Here is an 18,171-nt window from a genome sequence, read left to right as displayed (position 1 = left end):
TACTGTGCGCGTCCCTGCGCCGGGACTTTACGCATGTGGCGATAACTCGTCCGACTTCAGCGCCGAGCTCATGGTGGGAGCAGTGACGGCGCTGATAACGAGACCAACGAGCACCGATCCGACCGCGAGGCCCGAGTAGAACCACCAGGTTGCGACGGCGCGATCGTCGAGATGAAGGAGTGCACGCCAGGTGATGGTCGCCGCGAAGGTGGCGGTGACGCCGAGGACCGCGATCGGCAGACCCGTCGAGGCAACATGTGCTCGGAGGGTGTCGAGCTGGGATCCGCCAACGAGCTTCAAACCGCGTACACGCGCTCGCCTCGACCTTGCATCGCCTAGCGCGCCCATCGTCAGGGCGAACGTCGCGAGAATCACGCAAAGACCGGAGCCGACGCCGATGATTGTCGTTTGGACGGTGTACAGCGCGTCGTCGGGATCGACCCATTGCAGGTCGCCGCCGAACCGCGGGTCGGCGGACGTGTCCAGCCCGGCGATCCGAGCTTGGGTTTCCTTGGCGTGGTCACCCTGTGCAGTGAGTCGAAGCCATTGTGTCTCGCCGCGGCCGTTCCTGACCCGTTCGACATCGGTGACACCGTCCCAGACCGAGAAGTCAACTGAATCGAGTCGCTCGTCCGGCTGGAAGACTTTGACCGGGACGCTTCGACCTTTGGTGGTCAGCTCCGCGGCCCTGGCACCGTCGGAGCCGTTGAGGATGGTCAGAAACGGACCAACGAATCCGAGCATCACGATCACTCCGGCAACGACAGACGCGATCCGAACTGCCGAGCCCGGGGCGTTGACAGAGATTCTCAGCCCGAGTATCGACGCAGCAGACTTCGTCAACCGGGCAACTGAGCGTGCGACGGTTGCCACGATCACCTGGCCGGAGAGCGGTACCCCGATTGCGAGTGCCGCTACGCCCGCGTACAGCGCTACGGCGGGAATCGGATCCGCGAGCCCAGGAAGGAATGCAGCGGTCAGGATGAGGATCGGACCGATCCCGGCGAGAACAAGAGGCGTGCGCCGGGTGCGAACCGAGGTGTTGGCCGCTCGCACGCTACGCGCGGTCGGGTAGCTCGCTGATGCCGCGACCACGGTGGTGAGGACAATCACCGCGACTGCGGTGAGAAGCTGCAACGGCAGCGCGAGGTCGATGTCCCCGCCGAAGAAGCCGATGTCGGTGCCGGGAATGGACGTGACCCGTGCACGGGCAAACCAGAACGCTGCGACGCCAACACTGGCCGATGGAGTAGCGAGGAGAAGGGTTTCGAAGGCAAGAACGACCCGGATCCGTCGCCACGGCATCCCAATTAGATGGAGAGCCGTTGCACGCGCGGAGCGTTCCGCGCTCGACATCCTGGCGGCGATGACGATGAGCGCGCTCGCCGGAATTGCGATGAGCAGGAGGACGATGGCGGCAACAACAAGGTTGAGCCGCTGAGTCGTCGGATCGTCGAGCAAACTGGTGCCGGAGATTCCGAAGCCTTGAGCAGAATCCAGGTCATCGACATCGCGCTCAACGCCGACCACGGCCATCGCCTCGTTCGGCGAGACAAGTCCTTCGTCGGAGACGACGCCAACAATGCGGTATCCGTGGAATAGAGCCGCCACGACGTTGTCTGACTCGATCAGCTCGCGAAGTTTCGGCGAAGCGTACATCGTCCCCGGACGCGGCAGTTCGTCGATGCCTGGAGGCGTTGGTGCGTTCCGCGGCCCGTGAACGTACAGGCCGCTGATGTCGTGCCCGTTCCATCGGCCCAGGTCGGAGTCGACCTCTGCTTCGACCTGAAACGCAGCCCGTTCGTCGGCGAATGCGAGGACAGGACTTCGTGCAGCCAACCGTTCCGCCTGCGCCGAACTGAGGCCGGGTGCGGCAATAGCACAGAGTGCGACGAACGTGACGATTGCGACTGTGATTGCGAGTAGAAGGCCGCGCATCCGCGCGGTATAGCCTGACAGTGTGGCGAGTCGGGCACCGAGTACGAGCTCGCGGGCGATCACGTGACGACGGCCTCGTTTGCATCCGTCCGGCCCTTGAGTGTGCCGTGGACAAGTTGGAGCGTTCGGTCGCACTGACGTGCTACGTCGTGATGGTGCGTCACCACGATCAGTCCGGCACCGTGCCGATGTGAGGCGTCGATCAGCAACTTCAGGACGGTTTCGGCCGCGTCTTCATCGAGAGACCCCGTGGGTTCGTCGGCAAGGAGCACGTGCGGCTCATGCGCCAGAGCACGGGCGATCGCGGCACGTTGCATCTGCCCACCAGAGACTTCGGAAAGCCCGCGTTCGGCGAGGTCGTCGATCCCAACCTCTTCGAGAAGCTCCTTGGCTCGAGCGCGCGAATGCGTGCGGCCATGACCGAGAAGCCGCAGTGGCAACTCGACGTTCTCGATCACGTTGAACTCGGGCAACAACTCGCCGAATTGGAATACCGACCCGATCATTCGGAGACGCAGCGCGCTACGACGACGGTCATTCAGCTTGTCGATCCGCCGTCCGGCGATCTCGACTGACCCAGAGGAAGGTCGAATGAGGCCAGCTACCGTGTGGAGCAGCGTGGATTTCCCGGCACCGCTGGCCCCCTCGATCGCGACGACCTCACCACTAGCTACCCGGAGCTCGACTCCGTCGAGGACCGGCCGACTGGCGATGCAAACTCGGACATCGCGTACGTCAACGGCGTAGTTCATACGAGGATAGTAGATGCGGGTGCAGGTTGGGCGATCATGCCTCGCCGTCGTGCCAGTCGCTGCAATCGTCGGGATAGAACCGCTTCACCTGGCACACCTGAATATCGACGTCCATGCCTTCGCGGAAGTTGTGGTTGAAGTCCTTGCAGGTATGTTGGTCGCCATCGTGATGGTGAGTGCCCTCGGCGCGCCTGGTCTTGTAATTCACTTTCATGTGGCCATGGCCGACCTTGCACAATATGATGTGGTCGCCATATGCCTTGAACTTCGCCTTTGCGTCGGCGTCGGAGCTGTTCCATACCCAGCTGATACTGTCACCGGCGAGCGCCGTCGGCGCGAGCGACATCGCTACGGCGAAGACGCCAGCGGCGATTGCGATCGTGATCCCTCTCATGGGACGCCCCCTCATTGTCGAATGCGATGCGTCGAACCATAGAAGGAAGAGGGGGGGGGGAATGTCAACAGACCGCGTTGACTCATCAAAGATGCCCGAGTAAGCGATTCGTTGCCTCATGAAGAAGTGCCCGCCTGACAGCGCCTATCGTGGTGGGGGCCGGTCGGGACAGCCACGGACATGGGACTGACGACGGCCAGCGTAGAGCGGTCACCCGCGGGTGCGACCAGGTATCGGTCGGCGACGAAGACGCAGAAGGTGCGGATTCTCGACGAGCTGTGCGCGACCACGCGATGGCATCGCGATCATGCCCGCAAGGCGCTGCGGCATGCGCTGGGACCGCGGCCGGTGCGCACGACGCGTCGGGCTCGGGCCCCGAAATACGACGAACAGGTGATGGCCGCGTTGCGCAGGGGCGGGCGGTCATGGACGCCCGGCGGCGGACAAGCGACTCGCTCCGTCTCTGCCCGAGATCGTGGCGCGGCCGCGGCCGCGGGCGTTCGGCGAATTCGATGTCGACGACGACACCGCGGCGATGCTGTGCGGGATGAGTGCGGCCACGATCGATCGCCGGCTACTCGATACCGTCTAGCCCAGTGGCAGCACAAGACCCTGAACCCCGACCCAGATCCACCGCGACCTGCTCGACCTCCCACTCCTTGAAGCTCGTCAAACCAAGCACCCACTGACCAAACTGCCAGCGAAAGCCAGCGGCCGCTACGCGAGCAACATCAAATGAGGCAACGAAAACCCGCACGTGGGCATCTTGACATGAGCCAACGAGCCGATGCCATTCGCAACCGAGCGGCTGGTGCGTTTCCGGACGAGCGCCGGATCAGCGGTGGAGGTACGTGCGTACGCCGGTGAGCAGGGCGCGGGCGTACCGGTGGCGGCCCTTGCCGCTCGTCATGGTGCGCGCATCGCGGCGGTTGCGCATGTTGCCGAGCTCGACCATGACCGTCGGCACGTCCGACAGGTTGAGGGTGCCGAGATCGCTGCGGAAGTCGAGCCCGTGCGAGCCGGCGTAGTTCGATACGGGGAAGTGCCGCTTGTGCAGGCCGTGCCTGGTCGCCTTGGCGAGTCGCTTCGACGGACGGTAGATGTCTGCCGTCCACGGCTTGCGTCGGGTCGGCGCGATCACGTGGAACCCCCGGCCGCTCGCGGACGCTCCGTCGGCATGCACGCTGACCTTCAGCTGCGCCCTCCATTTGTTGCCGGCGCGACCGCGTACGTTCACGCACGGACCCCAGCGGTCGAGCCGGTTCGAGTGCCGGGTGAGCCGCACCTTCGCGCCGAGCCGGCGCAGCTTGTGCGCCAGCAGCCTGCTCACCCGCCAGGTGAACGTCGCCTCGGCGTACCCGCCGTTCGTGGAGGTGCCCGTGGTGTTGCACGGCTTCTTGAAGCCCCCGGCGGGAACCGGGCGGTTGATCTTGTCGGGGAACCGCGCATTGCCGAGCTGGTGGCCGGGGTCGAGCACAATTCGCTTGCCGCGGAGCGGCTTGCGGGCCGCGGCATCGGCAGAGTCGGCGGAGAGCTGTGCCGACGAGTCGCTCACCGGCTCCGTGTCGTCGCCGGGGGAGCCGCACGCGCCGATCGCGAGTACGAACGCGCAGCCGAGGACCGAGAGAGTACGCATTCCGTCACCCACACTCGCGCAGCGCCATCAGCGCGTAGGTCTTGGCGCAGTGCAGGACGTCGTCGACCGCGACCCGCTCGTCGATCGAGTGCGCGTACCTGGCGTCGCCAGGCCCGTACTGAAGGGTGGGGACACCGACCGCGGCGTACTGCCGCAGGTCCGAGCCGTACGGGCCGCCGATCGCCTTGGGCAGAGCCGCACCCGCGTCGACGGCGGCGCGCTGCACCTGCTCGAGCAGCGGGTGTCCGTCGATGAGCTGGCCGGGTGCGAAGAGCCCGCCCGGCCAGGTCAGCTCGACCGGGTGCTCGCGAAGCCACGGATCGTTCATGCAGGCGGCCATCACGGCGGAGAAGAACGCCGCCTTCGCGTCGACGACCGACTCGCCCGGCATCACGCCGTAGCGCCCCTCGATCGTGCAGCGGTCGGGTACGGTGCTCGCCCAATCGCCCGCGCTGATGATGCCGACGGAGATCGGCCAGCCGAGATCGAGATGCGCGAAGCGCGACTCGATCTCCTCGTTGCGGTCGAGTTCGAGCTCGCGGAGGGCGGCGTGCACCACCTCGAACTTCTCGATCGCGCTCACACCCGTCGTACGCCGCGAGCCGTGCGTCGACTGGCCCTGGATGATGATGCGGAACGTCAGCGATCCGGCGTTGGCCGACACGATGTCGTGGTTGGTCGGCTCGGCGATCACGCAGGTGTCGCCGGTGTGGCCGCGCAGCAGCGTGGCGTACGTGCCGAGACCACCGTCCTCCTCGCCGACGACGGTGTGCACCGCGAGCGACCGCCGCGGGCGCACGCCTGCACGCTTGAGCGCGGCGACGGCGCCGAGGATCGCGGCGACCCCGCCCTTCATGTCGTTGGCCCCGCGCCCCCACCACTCGCCGTCGACCAGCCGCAACGTGAACGGGTCGTGGTTCGGCCACAGCTCGAGGTCACCAGGTGGTACGACATCGACATGGCCGTTCAGGATGAGCGCGGGCCACTCGTCGGGCTCGGCGCCCTGCCACGTACCCACGCAGCCCCACGCCTCCTCGCGCTCGACCTCCATGCCCGGGAACTCGGGATCCTGTCGCAGGTCGGCGAGCTCGATGCGCCAGTGGTCTACGTCGAGGCCGAGCTCGCCGAGGCGCTGGGCGCACCACGCCTGGACCTCGTGCTCGGCATCGCTGCCGTCGACGCTGGGGATGCTCACGAGCGCCGCGAGGTCGGCGGCGATCTGGTCCTCGTCGATCTGCGCGAGCACCTTGGCTTCGGCGTCGTTCATGCCACCAGTGTGCACGACGGCGGGCCACGGCGTCGTCAATGCATCCGGCGCCAGTACTGTCGGTTGCCTTCGTCGCGCACGATGTAGCCGAGCCCGTCGAGCTCCCGGCGGAGCCGGCGGGCGGTCGCTCGGTCGTCGGATGCGAGCGCTTGCGCGCGGGCGCGGAACACCTCGTGGTCCGCGTGCCCGATCTCGGGGCCGTCGGCGATCCATCGCTGCAACTCGTCTGCGTACGGGTCGTGGTCGTTCCACGGGTAGTGGTGGATGCGAAACGCGTCGGGCAGGGCGTCGACGTGGCCGGTGAGCCGGGCGTCGGCGAGGACCCGCGTACGAGTGTCCAACAGGACGAGTCGGCCGTCCTCGACGAAGACGGCGTCGATCAGGTCGCGCGGGTACGACTCGACTCGGCGCCCGCGCGACAGGGTGACGGTGTCGTGACCGACGTGGATCGTCAGCGCGGTGCGGATCGCGTACGCCGCCAATGCCGCGCCACACATCAATGCCGCGGTCAGCACGATGGCCTGCGTCGTTCCGTCGTGCGCGGCCGCGATCCGCTGCACCGTGCTCGACTCTGCGAACCGGGGACGGCCGTGGATCCAGTCGGCGGCCGCAGGGACGACCCAGGCGAGCAGCACCGCGAGTACGGGGGCGCCGACGGCGAGCGTGACGCGCGACCCGACGGAGCAGCCGACCGATGTTTCGTCGTGGCGGTTGCGCGCGGTCATGCCTGGGACTCCCTCGTCGATGCGGCCGTCCGCCGCGGACCTCGTACTCAAATGATCGCCGGGTGTACGCCTCGGTGGTACGGCGTTTGGTCTAAACCGCCGTGACTTTGGTATACGGCCGCAACCACCAGTACTCGGACGTCCGGCGAGCGCACCGTAGTGACGCTGTGTAACGATCGGGGTATGCCTCGCCCTGAGATCTTCGACGGTCACAACGATCTGCCGTGGGCGCATCGCGACCTGTACGCGTACGACCTCGATCGCGGCGACATCGCGCTGCCGCGACCGGAGCTCCACACCGACCTGCCGCGTCTCCGCAAGGGTGGCGTCGGTGCGCAGTTCTGGTCGGTCTTCGTACCGTCGCAGCTCGCAGGTGACGCCGCCGTGACCGCGACACTCGAGCAGGTCGACTTCGTACGCCGGATGATCGAGCGCTACGACGACCTCGTACTCGCGCGGACCGCCGGTGAGGTTGAGGCGGCGATGGCCGACGGCCGGATCGCCTCGCTCCTCGGCATGGAGGGCGGGCACAGCATCAACGAGTCGCTGGGCACGCTGCGGGCGATGCACGCGCTCGGGGTGCGGTACATGACCCTCACGCACAATGACAATGTGCCGTGGGCCGACTCCGCGACCGACGCTGCAGTGCTCGGCGGGCTCAACGACTTCGGCCGCGAGGTCGTACGCGAGATGAACCGCATCGGCATGCTCGTCGACCTCTCCCACGTGAGCGCCGACGTCATGCGGGACGCCCTCGAGGTCACGTCGTCGCCGGTGGTCTTCAGCCACTCCAACGCCCGTACGGTCTGCGACGTCACGCGTAACGTGCCCGACGACGTGTTGGCGGAGCTCCCGTCGAACGGCGGTGTCTGCATGCTGACGTTCGTGCCGATGTTCACCAGCCCGGGTGCCGCGAGGTGGTACCAGGAGTGCCTTGAGATCGCAGCGGAGCGGGGACTCGACCCGCGCAGCTTCGCCGATCTCGACCCGGTCATGGTGGCTCGGGCCAAGACCGATCCGCCGCCCACGTCGACACTCGACGACGTCGTCGCGCACATCGAGCACGTACGCGAGGTCGCCGGCGTCGAGCACGTCGGACTCGGCGGTGACTTCGACGGCACGACGTTCCTCACTCGCGGCCTCGAGGACGTCGGCTGCTACCCCAATCTTCTTGCCAGGCTGGCCGAACGAGGCTGGTCCGAATCGGAGCTCGCGCTGCTGGCGCATGGAAATGTCCTCCGCGTGCTACGCGCGGCCGTACCCGACTGACCACCCCATCGGGGGCGGATAGGACGCGGAAGATGAGCGTTGCCGGATTGTTGCTCGCTGCCGGAGCAGGCACTCGGATGGGCGGGCCGAAAGCCCTCGTCGAGGGCGCCGACGGTGTGCCGTGGGCGGTGTCGTCGGCGCAGGTCTTACGCGACGGCGGGTGCGACGAGGTCGTCGTGGTCGTCGGTGCGGCGGCCCAGCGCGTACGTCGGGTGTTGCACGACGAGCCGGTGCGTACGGTGTTCGCGTCGTCCTGGGCGGAGGGGATGGGTGCGTCGCTGCGGGTAGGGCTCAGTGCGCTCGCGACCGGGTCGCGGGCGGACGCAGTGGTCGTCCACCTCGTCGACCTCCCGGACGTCGGGGCGGACGTCGTCGGGCGGCTCGTCCGGGTCGCCGTGCACGACGGGCTCGCGCGGGCGGCGTACGACGACGGGCGTCCGGGCCACCCGGTGCTGATCGGTCGCGACCACTGGCATGGTGCGATCGCCGCGGCGGTGGGCGACCGCGGCGCGCGCGACTACCTGGCCGGACGCGAGGTGGCGGCCATCGACTGCTCCGACCTCGCGACCGGCATCGACATCGACTCCCGCTGAGAGGGCTCTCAGCGGTTGGCGATGTGCTCGATCAGCGCCGTGGTCGAGACCGACGGCGTGCGCGGGAAGTAGACGACCTCGCAGATGTCGGCCATCTCGTCGAAGCGGCCCTTCCAGTCGTCGCCCATCGTGAGGATGTCGGCCTTGTGCTCGACGATGTACTCGCGCTTGAGCTCGAGGCTCTCCTCGACGAACACGTCGTCGACGGCGCGCAGGCTGGCGACGATTTCCATCCGCTCGTCCTGGGAGTACACCGGCGGGCGACCCTTCTTGCTGATGTTCAGCGCGTCCGACGACACTCCGACGACCAGCCGGTCGCCGAGCGCTCGCGCGCGCTCGAGTAGCCGTACGTGGCCGACGTGAAACACGTCGTAGGTGCCAAACGTGATGACCGTACGGTCGGCCACTGTTGTCTCCTCGCGTCGTCGGTCGAACGAAATTCGGCCAGGTCAACGGTGAACGGTACCTGAACGCGGGTCTCCCCGTCGCCCGTAGGGCGGTTTCGGACGGGGATTAGGGTGGGGATGTGTCGGATCATTTGCCCTCTTCCCCCGGTACGCTCGCGGAGCGGCTCCGCTCGGTCGATTACCTGCCAGACGAGGGGCTCGCGACCGTCACGTACCTCGCTCTCTCCATGCAGCGTCCGATCCTGCTGGAGGGCGAGCCGGGTACGGGCAAGACCGCGCTCGCCGAGGCACTCGCCGAGGCACTCGCGCTGCCGCTCGTACGACTGCAGTGCTACGAGGGCATCGACGCCACCCAGGCGTTGTACGACTGGGACTTCACCCGCCAGATCCTGCACCTGCGTACGGTCGAGGCGACCTCGCGCGGTGACCTCGACGCTGCCGCGGTCGAGCAGTCGCTGTTCGACGACCGGTTCCTGCTCGCCCGGCCGATCCTGAGGGCGCTGCAGGAGAGCCCGGCGATCCTGCTGATCGACGAGATCGATCGCGCCGACGACGAGTTCGAGGCGTTCCTGCTCGAGGTGCTGTCGACCAACCAGGTGACGATCCCCGAGCTCGGCACGGTACGCGCCGCGGAACCACCGATCGTGGTGCTCACGTCCAACCGCACCCGCGAGCTGCACGACGCGCTCAAGCGGCGCTGCCTCTACCACTGGATCGACCATCCCGGGCTGGCCCGCGAGATCGAGATCGTACGCGCGCGCATCCCCGACGTACCCAAGCTGCTCGCCGAGCAGGTCGCGACCGCGGTGCAGCAGCTGCGTGCGACCGACGAGATGCTGAAGCCGCCCGGCGTCGCCGAGACACTCGACTGGGCACGGGCACTGCGCCAGCTCGGTCGTCAGGAACTCGACCTCGAGACGGCCGCGGCGACGATCGGCGCGGTCTGCAAGTACCGCGAGGACATCGACCGGGTACGAGAGTCGCTCGATCGGTTGCTACGCACATGAACTCCCCGGCGACGCCGTGGTCGTTGAACACATGAGCGACGCCGACGAGGTCTTCGCCGGCTTCGCGCGCGCGGTCGCGGCGGCCGGGGTCTCCGTCACGCCCGACCGCACCCAGACCTACCTCGAGGCGGTCTCGCGCGCCGGGGCCGACGACCGCGCGGCGTCGTACTGGGCAGGGCGCGCGACGCTGTGCTCGACGCCCGACGACTTCGCGGCGTACGACGCGACGTTCGAGACGTGGTTCAGCGCCGAGCCGCCGACCCTGCGCGACAAGCGGCGCACGGAGTCGCGTTCGGTGCCGCAGGCAGACCTGTCGTCGGCCGACGCCGAGGGTGACGGCGATTCGCACAACCTCTCGGTCGTCGCCAGCGCCGAGGAGGTACTGCGCAACCGCGATGTCGCCGATCTGCCGCCGGCCGAGCGAACCCTGCTCAACCGGATGTTCGCCCGGCTGGAGCCGCATCCGCCGACCCGGCGCAGTCCGCGACGACGGCACAGCCGGCGCGGGGAGATCGATCCTGCCCGCACGGTGCGCGATCAGCTGCGCAGGGCGGGCGAGCCGGGGCCGCTCCGTTACCGGCGTCGGCGCGTACGAGAGCGGCGTACCGTCTGGCTGATCGACGTGTCCGGATCGATGGAGCCGTACGCCGACAGCCTGCTCCGCCTCGCGCATCGTGCCGTGACGGCGGCGCCCCGTACGACCGAGGTGTTCACGCTCGGCACCCGGCTGACCAGGGTCACGCCGGCCCTACGCCTGCGCGATCCGGAGCTGGCGCTCACCACCGCGGGGAGCGTGGTGCCGGACTGGTCCGGTGGCACGCGCCTCGGTGAGGTACTCCGGGCGTTCGTCGACCGGTGGGGCCAGCGGGGCATGGCGCGCAGTGCCGTCGTTGTCGTGTGCAGTGACGGCTGGGAGCGCGGCGACCCGGTGCTGCTGGGCCAGCAGGTCGAGCGGCTGTCGCGCCTCACGTACCGGCTCGTCTGGGCCAACCCGCACCGCGGCAAGGTCGGGTACGAGCCGGTGCAGGGCGGCATTGCGGCGGTGCTTCCGTACGTCGACGCGCTCGTCGCGGGCCACTCGATGCGTACGTTCGGCGAGCTGCTGGCCGTCGTCGCCGCTCCCGCCCCGTGAGCCGCACGTTCCGGCCCCGTTTTCGCCGATTCAGCGGCCGAATCGTGCGGCCCAGGGGGCGCGTCGGGAAGAACGTGGCAGGCTAGAAGCGTGCGTGACGTACTCCCCGAACTCCTGGCCGCCTGGCGCGACGGCGGGACGATCGGCATGGGCACCGTGGTTCAGACCTTCCGGTCGGCGCCGCGGCCCGCGGGCGCCTCGATGCTCGTCCTCCCCGACGGCAGAGCGGTCGGATCGGTATCCGGCGGCTGCGTCGAGGGTGCGGTGTACGACCTGTCGCAAGAGGTCGTCGAGAAGGCCGAGCCGGTGCTGCAGCGCTACGGCGTCAGCGACGACGACGCGTTCGAGGTCGGACTCACCTGTGGCGGCATCCTCGACGTGTTCGTCGAACCCGTTTCGCAGCAGACGTTCCCCAAGCTCGGCGCCGTCGCCGACGACATCGGTGCCGGGCGGCCGGTCGCGGTCGCGACCGTCGTCGAGCACCCAGACTCCGACTGGGTCGGTCGGCGGCTGATCGTACGGCCGGACTCGACCGGCGGCACGCTCGGCCTGGAGCGCGCCGACCACGCGGTCGCCGACGACGTACGCGGGCTGCTGGCGGCCGGAAGCAGCGCGATGATCACCTACGGTCCGGAGGGCCAGCGTCGCGGCGAGGGCATGCGCGTGTTCGCTGCGTCGTTCGCCCCGAAGCCCCGGATGCTGGTGTTCGGTGCCATCGACTTCGCGGCCGCGGTCGCGCGGCAGGGTTCGTTCCTCGGCTACCACGTGACGGTCTGCGACGCACGGCCGGTGTTCGCGACGTCCCAACGTTTCGCGCACGCCGACGAGGTCGTCGTCGACTGGCCGCATCGCTATCTCAAGCAGCAGATCGAGGCCGACGCGGTCGACGAGCGTACGGTCCTCGCGGTGCTCACCCACGACCCCAAGTTCGACGTACCGCTGCTCGAGGTCGCCCTGCGGATGGAGCCTCCGCACCGGCCGTCGTTCATCGGCGCGATGGGATCGCGGCGTACCCACGACGACCGGCTCGTACGCCTGCGCGAGGCCGGCCTGAGCGACGAGGAGCTGTCGCGGCTGTCGAGCCCGGTGGGGCTCGACCTCGGCGCGCGTACGCCCGAGGAGACCGCGGTGTCGATCGCCGCCGAGATCATCGCGTCGCGGTGGGGCGGCCGCGGCGAGCGATTGAGCGAGCTCGGCGGCCGCATCCACCACGACTGAGCGGAATCAGCGCAGCTTGACCAGGCCGGTCTCGGGCGCGTTGTCGCTGGAGACGAACCGCTTCGGGTCGAACGGCAGCACGCGTGCGCTCGAGCGGAGGTACGCGCCGTCGGTCGCGACCAGGCAGCGAACCGGGACGACTTGTACGACTCGGTTCTTGCGAGGGCCGGGCAGCAATTTCACCCGGGCACGTGGGCACTTGACCTCGAACAGCCCGCCACGGTCGTACTGCCAGACCTCGACGGGTCCGTGGTCCTTGGAATGGAACCACGCGAACGAGTATCGATCCTCATCGGCGAGGTGGGTCCGGAACTCCTGATTGCGGACGACGTCGGCGCGAAGCACGTTGCGTGCCTCGTATGTGACGCGGATCTTCGGTACGGGCGCGGCCCGGTCGACCTGGTAGCGAACGCGCTTCAGGTCGACCGACTGCTTGACGAAGCGCGGTGAGTGTTCCTCCGCCTTCGTCGGCGACTTCGTGCGTACGTCGCCCGTACGGTCGCGTTGTACGACGACTTTGGCATCGTCTGCGGCCGCGGACACGCCGAACAGCCCGCCGAAGAGCGCCGTCGAGATGGTGATGGCCCTGACTGTCTTTCTCACGCTGCCCCCAGAGGTCGTTGGTGCGGTGTCACCCGGATCGGGCGTCGGTCAGGTCCACTCGTGCTCGCCGGTGGCGCCGGTGACGGTCCAGTCGTGCTCGCTGGACGCCCCGATGACGCCCCAGTCGTGCTCGTCGTCGGGCGAGCCTGTCGTGGCCGACGCCGAAGCCGCCTGCGAGGTGAACGCAACCGCGGCAACGGCTGACGCCACGGCTACTCCGGCATATGCGAGTCGTGATCGCATCGATGTCATCTCCCTGTTCGATCCGTTGTCGACCGCTTGGCCGACCCGACCGATCGTGCGCTGTGGCGCCGACATATCGCTGCCATCTCGCTGCCACCGACCGACAGCGGGGAGATATCCGTCGCGAACTCCGAAGCGATCAGGTCCGGAGTACGCGCGCCAGCGCGGGAACCTGCGCTACCTGCTCATCCAGGATCGACCGCGCACGCGTCACCGAGTCGACAAGCGGATGCAGCGCGAGCGCGCGTACTGCCAGGCGCATCGAACCCGCTGAGGCGGCCTCGATCGTCGTACGCTCGACGTCCTTCACCGACGTGACGACGCCCTGCTGGTACGCGGCCAGCGGCTCGGCGGGCAACGGCCGCGGCCCGGCCGAGTCGACGACACACGGCACCTCGACGACCGCCTCGGAGTCGAGTCCGGGGAGGGTGCCGGAGTTCGCGACGTTGAGCACGAGCCGCGCGGGCCGGTTGTGCGCGATCGCGTGCATCAGATCGAGCGCGACCTTGTCGTACCCCCCGCCGTCGAGGTCCTCCTCGTCGCGCTCACCGGCACCGGACGAGTCGCGGCTGTCGGCCATGTACGACTCCTCACGGGCGCGCCGCGTGCGGTCCCACGCGCCAAACGGGTCAGTGTCGCCGAGCGACGCATAGAAGCCGGCCTGCTGTGCGACGAGGTACTCGCCGCGAGTCTGCTCCGCCGCCTCGATCGCGGCGATCGCGTCGGCGTTGTAGTACCAGTACCAGAGGTACTCGTTCGGCACTGCACCGAGCGTCTCGAGCCACTCGGGCCCGAACAACCGACCCTCCTCGATGCCGATGAGCCGGTCTCGATCGGCCAGCAGACCGGGCAGTCGGTCCTCGCCGTCGACGACCACCCGACGCAACCAGCCGAGGTGGTTGAGCCCGGCGTACTCGAACGTCGCGTCGCCGAACCCGATGTCGAGGGCTCGAGCGACCCGCTTGAACATCCCGACGGGCGAGTCGCAGATGCCGATCACCCGGTCGCCGAGCACCCGCGACATCGCCTCGGTGACCATGCCCGCCGGGTTGGTGAAGTTGATGACGTACGCGCCGGGCGCGTGCTCGGCCACCGTCTCCGCGACCTCGAGAGCCACCGGCACCGTACGGAGTCCGTAGCAGACTCCGCCGGCGCCGGTGGTCTCCTGCCCGAGAACGCCGTTCGCCAAGGCGATCCGCTCGTCGCACACTCGTCCGACTAGCCCCCCGACTCGGATCGCGGAGAACACGAAGTCGGCCCCGCCGACGGCCTCGGCGAGGTCGGTCGACAGCGAGACGTTCGGTCCCGGCCGCCCGTCCGCGCGCTGCACCTGCTGGAGCACCGCCGCGATCGCGTCGAGCCGGGCGCGGTCGACGTCGTACAGCACGAGGTCGGTGACGGCGCTGTCGTCGCCGAGCAGCGCTCGGTAGACGAGCGGCACGCGGAATCCTCCGCCGCCGAGCACGGTCAGTTTCATGGAGCTCCTTCTGGGTCAGGACGTAGGTGCCAGATGCACGACGGTGCCGGAATCGCTGAAGGTCGTGAGCGTGTCGGGGTCGGCGTCCTCGGTCGAGACGAGGTCGTCAACCTCGGCGGCGCCGCACACCCGGGCCAGGCCGCCGCCGGGGAACTTGCTGCCGTCGGCGAGCAGCACGACCCGCTCGGCCGCGGCGATCATCGCCTGCTTGACGGGCACCTCGACGACCGTCGTGTCGAGGACGGTGCCGTCGGGGCGTACGCCGCTGGTGCCGAGGAACAGGGCTCCGGCGCGAACCTGCCGCAACGCCTGCTCGGTCAGAAACCCCACCATCGACCGGTAGTTGCGCCGCACCACACCGCCGAGCAGGATCAGCTCGACCGACGAGTCGCCGGCGAGCTCCTCGTACACCGCCAGGCTCGACGTGATGATCGTGACCGTACGTCCGCGCAGCGCGGCCGCCAGCCGGTGCGTGGTCGTACCGATGTCGAGCAGCAGCACGTCGCCGTCGTTGACAAGCCCGGCAGCCTCCCGCGCGACGGCGTCCTTGTCGGGCACGTGGCTCGTCGCGACATGCGCGAACGGAGGCTCCTGCGCGGTCGGCAGCGACGCGCCACCGTGCAGGCGGGTGACGAGCTCGCGGTCTTCGAGCCGGCGCAGGTCGCGTCGGACCGTCGCCTCGCTGACGTGCAGCTGGCGCGCGAGGGTGCCGACCTCGACCGGCCCGTCGGTGCGGAGCCGCTCGAGGATGCGCTCGTATCGCTGTTGCGCCAGCATGGGTCGAACATTATCAGTCATAAACGTGCACGGCCACGTCCAGTTGGGCCGAATCGCGCACATTCCGCCGGCACCTACGGCAGGATCACCGAAAGAACGCGCAGAAATTTTCATCAACCTACGTACTTGCGCAAACATGTGCAGATCGATGAGACTGCTCGCAGGAGGTTGCACGTGACCGAATCCCACGCCGCGACGGCGCCGCGCCCCGACGAGAGCGGCACCGGCCCCGACGACGCCGAGGCGCCGTTCGACGTGTTCGTCTCGGGCACGGTGTTTCTCGACATCATCTTCACCGGCCTGCGCTCGGCACCGGTCGGCGGCCAGGAGATCATGTCGACCGGCATGGGCTCGAGTCCCGGCGGCGCCGCGAACCTCGCCGTCGCCGCATCCAGACTCGGCCTGCGTACGTCGCTGACGTCGGCGTTCGGGGCAGACCAGTACGGCGACTTCTGCTGGTCGACCCTCGCCGGGCCCGAGGGCGTCGACCTCAGCTGCTCCAAGCGGTTCGACGACTGGCACTCGCCGGTAACGGTCTCCCTCGCGTACGACGACGACCGCGCGATGGTCACCCACGCTCATCCGCCGCCCATCCCACCCGACGACATCGTTGGCTCGCCCCCGCGTACGCGCGCCTGCTTCGCCGACATGGGCGGCGACCGGCCGGCCTGGGTCGACACGGTGATCGCCGACGGCACCCTGGTGTTCGCCGACCTCGGCTGGGACGAGAGCGGGGCCTGGGACCACGACTCCCTGCGTCGACGGCTCGACGGATGTCACGCGTTCGTGCCGAACGCCGACGAGGCGATGTCGTTCACCGGCACCGACACCCCGGGTGCCGCGCTCGAGGCGATGCGCGACTGGGTGCCGCTCGCGGTCGTCACGGCAGGCAGCGGCGGCGCGTTCGCCGCGGACGCGACAACGGGTGAGACCGCCTGGGTGCCGGGCCTGAGCGTCAAGGCGCTCGATCCGACCGGTGCCGGAGACGTCTTCCTGGCATCGCTGATGCACGCGACGCTCGCCGGCTGGTCGCTGACGCAGCGCCTTCGTTTCGCGAACCTGTGTGCCGCGCTGTCGGTACGCGACTTCGGCGGGGCGCTCGCCTCGCCCGGCTGGGGAGACGTGTGCGACTGGTGGACCGAGGCGAAGGACCGGCCGCGGCTCGCGCGCGACTACGGTTTCCTCGAGGACGTACTCGCGACCGTCGAGCACCGGGTCTTCGAACGTGCCGTGCCGACGGTCGGGTTTCATTACAGCACCGAGGAGCACGGTCGCCACGGCCCCCGGCCGTCCGGCATCCAGCGGCACGGCGGGCATGACGTAGGGGGCAAGTGAGGATGAAGGAGACAGCAATGAGCGGTACACGGCGCCAGATCGGGCGCGTCATCGCGACGGGAGGCGTCGTGCTCGCGTTGGCGACGGCCGCCGCGTGCGCACCCGGAGACGACGGCGGCTCCGGCACGGAGACCAAGAAGGAGGACGTCAACACCGACATCTCGGGCGTCGGCGACGTCACCCTGACCGTGTGGGACCAAGAGGTACGCGGCGAGCAGAGCAAGGTCATGGACCAGCTCAACACCGCGTTCGAGCAGAAGTACCCGAACGTCAAGATCGAGCGTGTCTCGAAGTCGTTCGCCGACCTGCGCAAGACGCTCCGGCTCGCGATCACCAACGACGAGCCGCCGGACGTCGTGCAGGCCAACAACGGCCGCTCCGACATGGGCCAGTTCGTCAAGGCGGGTCTGCTGCAGTCGCTCGACGGGTACGCCGAGGCGTACGGCTGGGCGGACCGGTTCCCCGACAGCGTGCGGGCGCTCGCGTCGTACACCGACGACGGGTCGACGTTCGGAGAGGGCAACCTCTACGGCGTTCCGCAGCTCGGCGAGATGGTCGGCCTCTGGTACAACAAGGCGAAGCTGGCGAAGCTCAAGGTCGACCCGCCGAAGACCACCGAGGAGTTCGAGAAGGTGCTGCAGGCGGCCAAGGACGCGGGCGAGGTGCCGATCCAGTACGGCGACCTCGATGCGTGGCCGGGGATCCACATGTTCGGGTTCGTCCAGAACCAGTTCGTCCCGCGTGACGATATCCGCACTCTCGGCTTCGGCCGCGAGGGTGGCTCGTGGGAGAGCGACGAGAACGTGGAGACGGCGCAGACGCTCGCCGACTGGGCCGACAAGGGCTACTTCAGCGACGACTTCAACGGGCTCGGGTCCGATCCGGCGTGGCAGAACTTCGCCAAGGGCAAGGGCGTGTTCCTGGTCCAGGGCACCTGGATGCTCGCCGAAGACCTCGTGCCCGCGCTCGGAGACGACCTCGGGTTCATGCTGCCGCCCGTCGGCCCGTCGGGTGAGCAGACCGTCACCGGCGGCACCGGACTCCCGTACGCCGTCACCGATGCGAGTGACAACGCCGACGTCGCTGCGGCGTACATCGACTTCATCACCAACGAGGACGCGATGAAGATGATGGCCGATGCCGGGCAGCTCCCCGTCGTCGACTCCGACCAGGCCAACGTCTCGGGCGTACGCGCCGAGGTCTTCGACGCCTGGAACCAGGTCAACTCCGACGACGCGCTGGTCCCGTACCTCGACTACGCGACGCCAGACTTCTACGACACCCTCACCGGGAACGTCCAGAAGCTGACCGCCGGTGACGAATCGCCCGATGACTTCCTCGCGGCGCTCGAGGAGGACTACAGCGGGTTCGTGTCCGAGAACAGCGGTGGGTAGGGAC

18 protein-coding genes are annotated in these 18,171 nt (G+C 68.5%); 7 read left to right on the top strand and 11 right to left on the bottom strand.

All coding sequences use genetic code 11. The annotated features are described in order from the left end of the window. Positions 1-27 precede the first annotated feature (27 nt). From L0C25_RS06820 to L0C25_RS06795, 6 genes are all read right to left on the bottom strand, one after another. Entirely contained in the window at positions 28-2,001 is a 1,974-nt protein-coding gene (locus L0C25_RS06820) for an FtsX-like permease family protein (RefSeq protein WP_271635695.1), read from the bottom strand. After that, positions 1,998-2,690 carry an ABC transporter ATP-binding protein gene (locus tag L0C25_RS06815; protein ID WP_271635694.1) on the bottom strand — a complete coding sequence of 231 codons (693 nt, stop codon included), beginning with the start codon at positions 2,688-2,690 and terminating at the stop codon, positions 1,998-2,000. Before L0C25_RS06815 ends, L0C25_RS06820 begins: the two co-directional genes overlap by 4 nt. Positions 2,691-2,724: 34 nt before the next feature. Next, positions 2,725-3,084 carry a hypothetical protein gene (locus tag L0C25_RS06810; protein ID WP_271635693.1) on the bottom strand — a complete coding sequence of 120 codons (360 nt, stop codon included), beginning with the start codon at positions 3,082-3,084 and terminating at the stop codon, positions 2,725-2,727. 835 nt (positions 3,085-3,919) lie between these two features. After that, complete coding sequence (locus L0C25_RS06805; protein ID WP_271635692.1) at positions 3,920-4,720, bottom strand: N-acetylmuramoyl-L-alanine amidase; 801 nt, start codon at positions 4,718-4,720, stop codon at positions 3,920-3,922. Positions 4,721-4,724: 4 nt separating this feature from the next. Then, on the bottom strand, positions 4,725-5,987 hold the full coding sequence (locus tag L0C25_RS06800) for an ArgE/DapE family deacylase (RefSeq protein ID WP_271635691.1): 1,263 nt from the start codon (positions 5,985-5,987) through the stop codon (positions 4,725-4,727). Between the two features lie 35 nt (positions 5,988-6,022). Beyond that, positions 6,023-6,712, bottom strand: coding sequence for a YqeB family protein (locus tag L0C25_RS06795; RefSeq protein ID WP_271635690.1), 690 nt, complete (start codon positions 6,710-6,712; stop codon positions 6,023-6,025). Positions 6,713-6,895: 183 nt separating this feature from the next. Here L0C25_RS06795 and L0C25_RS06790 point away from each other — a divergent pair, with 183 nt between their 5' ends. Further along, positions 6,896-7,981, top strand: coding sequence for a dipeptidase (locus L0C25_RS06790; RefSeq protein WP_271635689.1), 1,086 nt, complete (start codon positions 6,896-6,898; stop codon positions 7,979-7,981). 32 nt (positions 7,982-8,013) lie between these two features. Continuing rightward, positions 8,014-8,574, top strand: coding sequence for a nucleotidyltransferase family protein (locus L0C25_RS06785; protein ID WP_271635687.1), 561 nt, complete (start codon positions 8,014-8,016; stop codon positions 8,572-8,574). An 8-nt stretch (positions 8,575-8,582) separates the two neighbouring features. Here L0C25_RS06785 and L0C25_RS06780 read toward each other — a convergent pair whose 3' ends face one another. Beyond that, the gene (locus tag L0C25_RS06780) at positions 8,583-8,981 is read right to left on the bottom strand and encodes an adenylyltransferase/cytidyltransferase family protein (RefSeq protein WP_271635686.1); all 399 of its coding nucleotides are present in this window, start codon (positions 8,979-8,981) and stop codon (positions 8,583-8,585) included. Positions 8,982-9,100: 119 nt separating this feature from the next. Here L0C25_RS06780 and L0C25_RS06775 point away from each other — a divergent pair, with 119 nt between their 5' ends. From L0C25_RS06775 to L0C25_RS06765, 3 genes are all read left to right on the top strand, one after another. Continuing rightward, complete coding sequence (locus L0C25_RS06775) at positions 9,101-9,988, top strand: AAA family ATPase (RefSeq protein WP_271635685.1); 888 nt, start codon at positions 9,101-9,103, stop codon at positions 9,986-9,988. 31 nt (positions 9,989-10,019) lie between these two features. Then, positions 10,020-11,120, top strand: a complete 1,101-nt coding sequence (locus tag L0C25_RS06770; RefSeq protein WP_271635684.1) for a vWA domain-containing protein — start codon at positions 10,020-10,022, stop codon at positions 11,118-11,120. Positions 11,121-11,210: 90 nt separating this feature from the next. Then, positions 11,211-12,338, top strand: a complete 1,128-nt coding sequence (locus L0C25_RS06765; protein WP_271635683.1) for an XdhC family protein — start codon at positions 11,211-11,213, stop codon at positions 12,336-12,338. A gap of 6 nt (positions 12,339-12,344) precedes the next feature. Here the strand turns inward: L0C25_RS06765 and L0C25_RS06760 are convergent, their stop codons facing one another. The 4 genes from L0C25_RS06760 to L0C25_RS06745 form a co-directional block, all read right to left on the bottom strand. Then, on the bottom strand, positions 12,345-12,941 hold the full coding sequence (locus L0C25_RS06760) for a hypothetical protein (protein ID WP_271635682.1): 597 nt from the start codon (positions 12,939-12,941) through the stop codon (positions 12,345-12,347). A gap of 48 nt (positions 12,942-12,989) precedes the next feature. Further along, on the bottom strand, positions 12,990-13,151 hold the full coding sequence (locus L0C25_RS06755) for a hypothetical protein (RefSeq protein ID WP_271635681.1): 162 nt from the start codon (positions 13,149-13,151) through the stop codon (positions 12,990-12,992). 172 nt (positions 13,152-13,323) lie between these two features. Next, the gene (locus L0C25_RS06750) at positions 13,324-14,661 is read right to left on the bottom strand and encodes a 6-phospho-beta-glucosidase (protein WP_271635680.1); all 1,338 of its coding nucleotides are present in this window, start codon (positions 14,659-14,661) and stop codon (positions 13,324-13,326) included. Between the two features lie 15 nt (positions 14,662-14,676). After that, positions 14,677-15,438 (bottom strand): DeoR/GlpR family DNA-binding transcription regulator, encoded by a 762-nt coding sequence (locus tag L0C25_RS06745; RefSeq protein ID WP_271635679.1) that lies wholly within the window; start codon positions 15,436-15,438, stop codon positions 14,677-14,679. Positions 15,439-15,612: 174 nt separating this feature from the next. On the opposite strand from L0C25_RS06745, the gene L0C25_RS06740 reads away from it, so the two are divergent. Both L0C25_RS06740 and L0C25_RS06735 read left to right on the top strand, forming a co-directional pair. Continuing rightward, complete coding sequence (locus L0C25_RS06740) at positions 15,613-16,773, top strand: carbohydrate kinase family protein (RefSeq protein WP_271635678.1); 1,161 nt, start codon at positions 15,613-15,615, stop codon at positions 16,771-16,773. A 17-nt stretch (positions 16,774-16,790) separates the two neighbouring features. After that, entirely contained in the window at positions 16,791-18,167 is a 1,377-nt protein-coding gene (locus tag L0C25_RS06735; RefSeq protein ID WP_271635677.1) for an ABC transporter substrate-binding protein, read from the top strand. Positions 18,168-18,171 lie beyond the last annotated feature (4 nt).

It is taken from the genome of Solicola gregarius, assembly GCF_025790165.1.
Taxonomy (GTDB): domain Bacteria; phylum Actinomycetota; class Actinomycetes; order Propionibacteriales; family Nocardioidaceae; genus Solicola; species Solicola gregarius.
The sequence above is the reverse complement of the archived record's forward strand: the minus strand, read 5'-3'. Positions and strand labels throughout refer to the sequence as shown.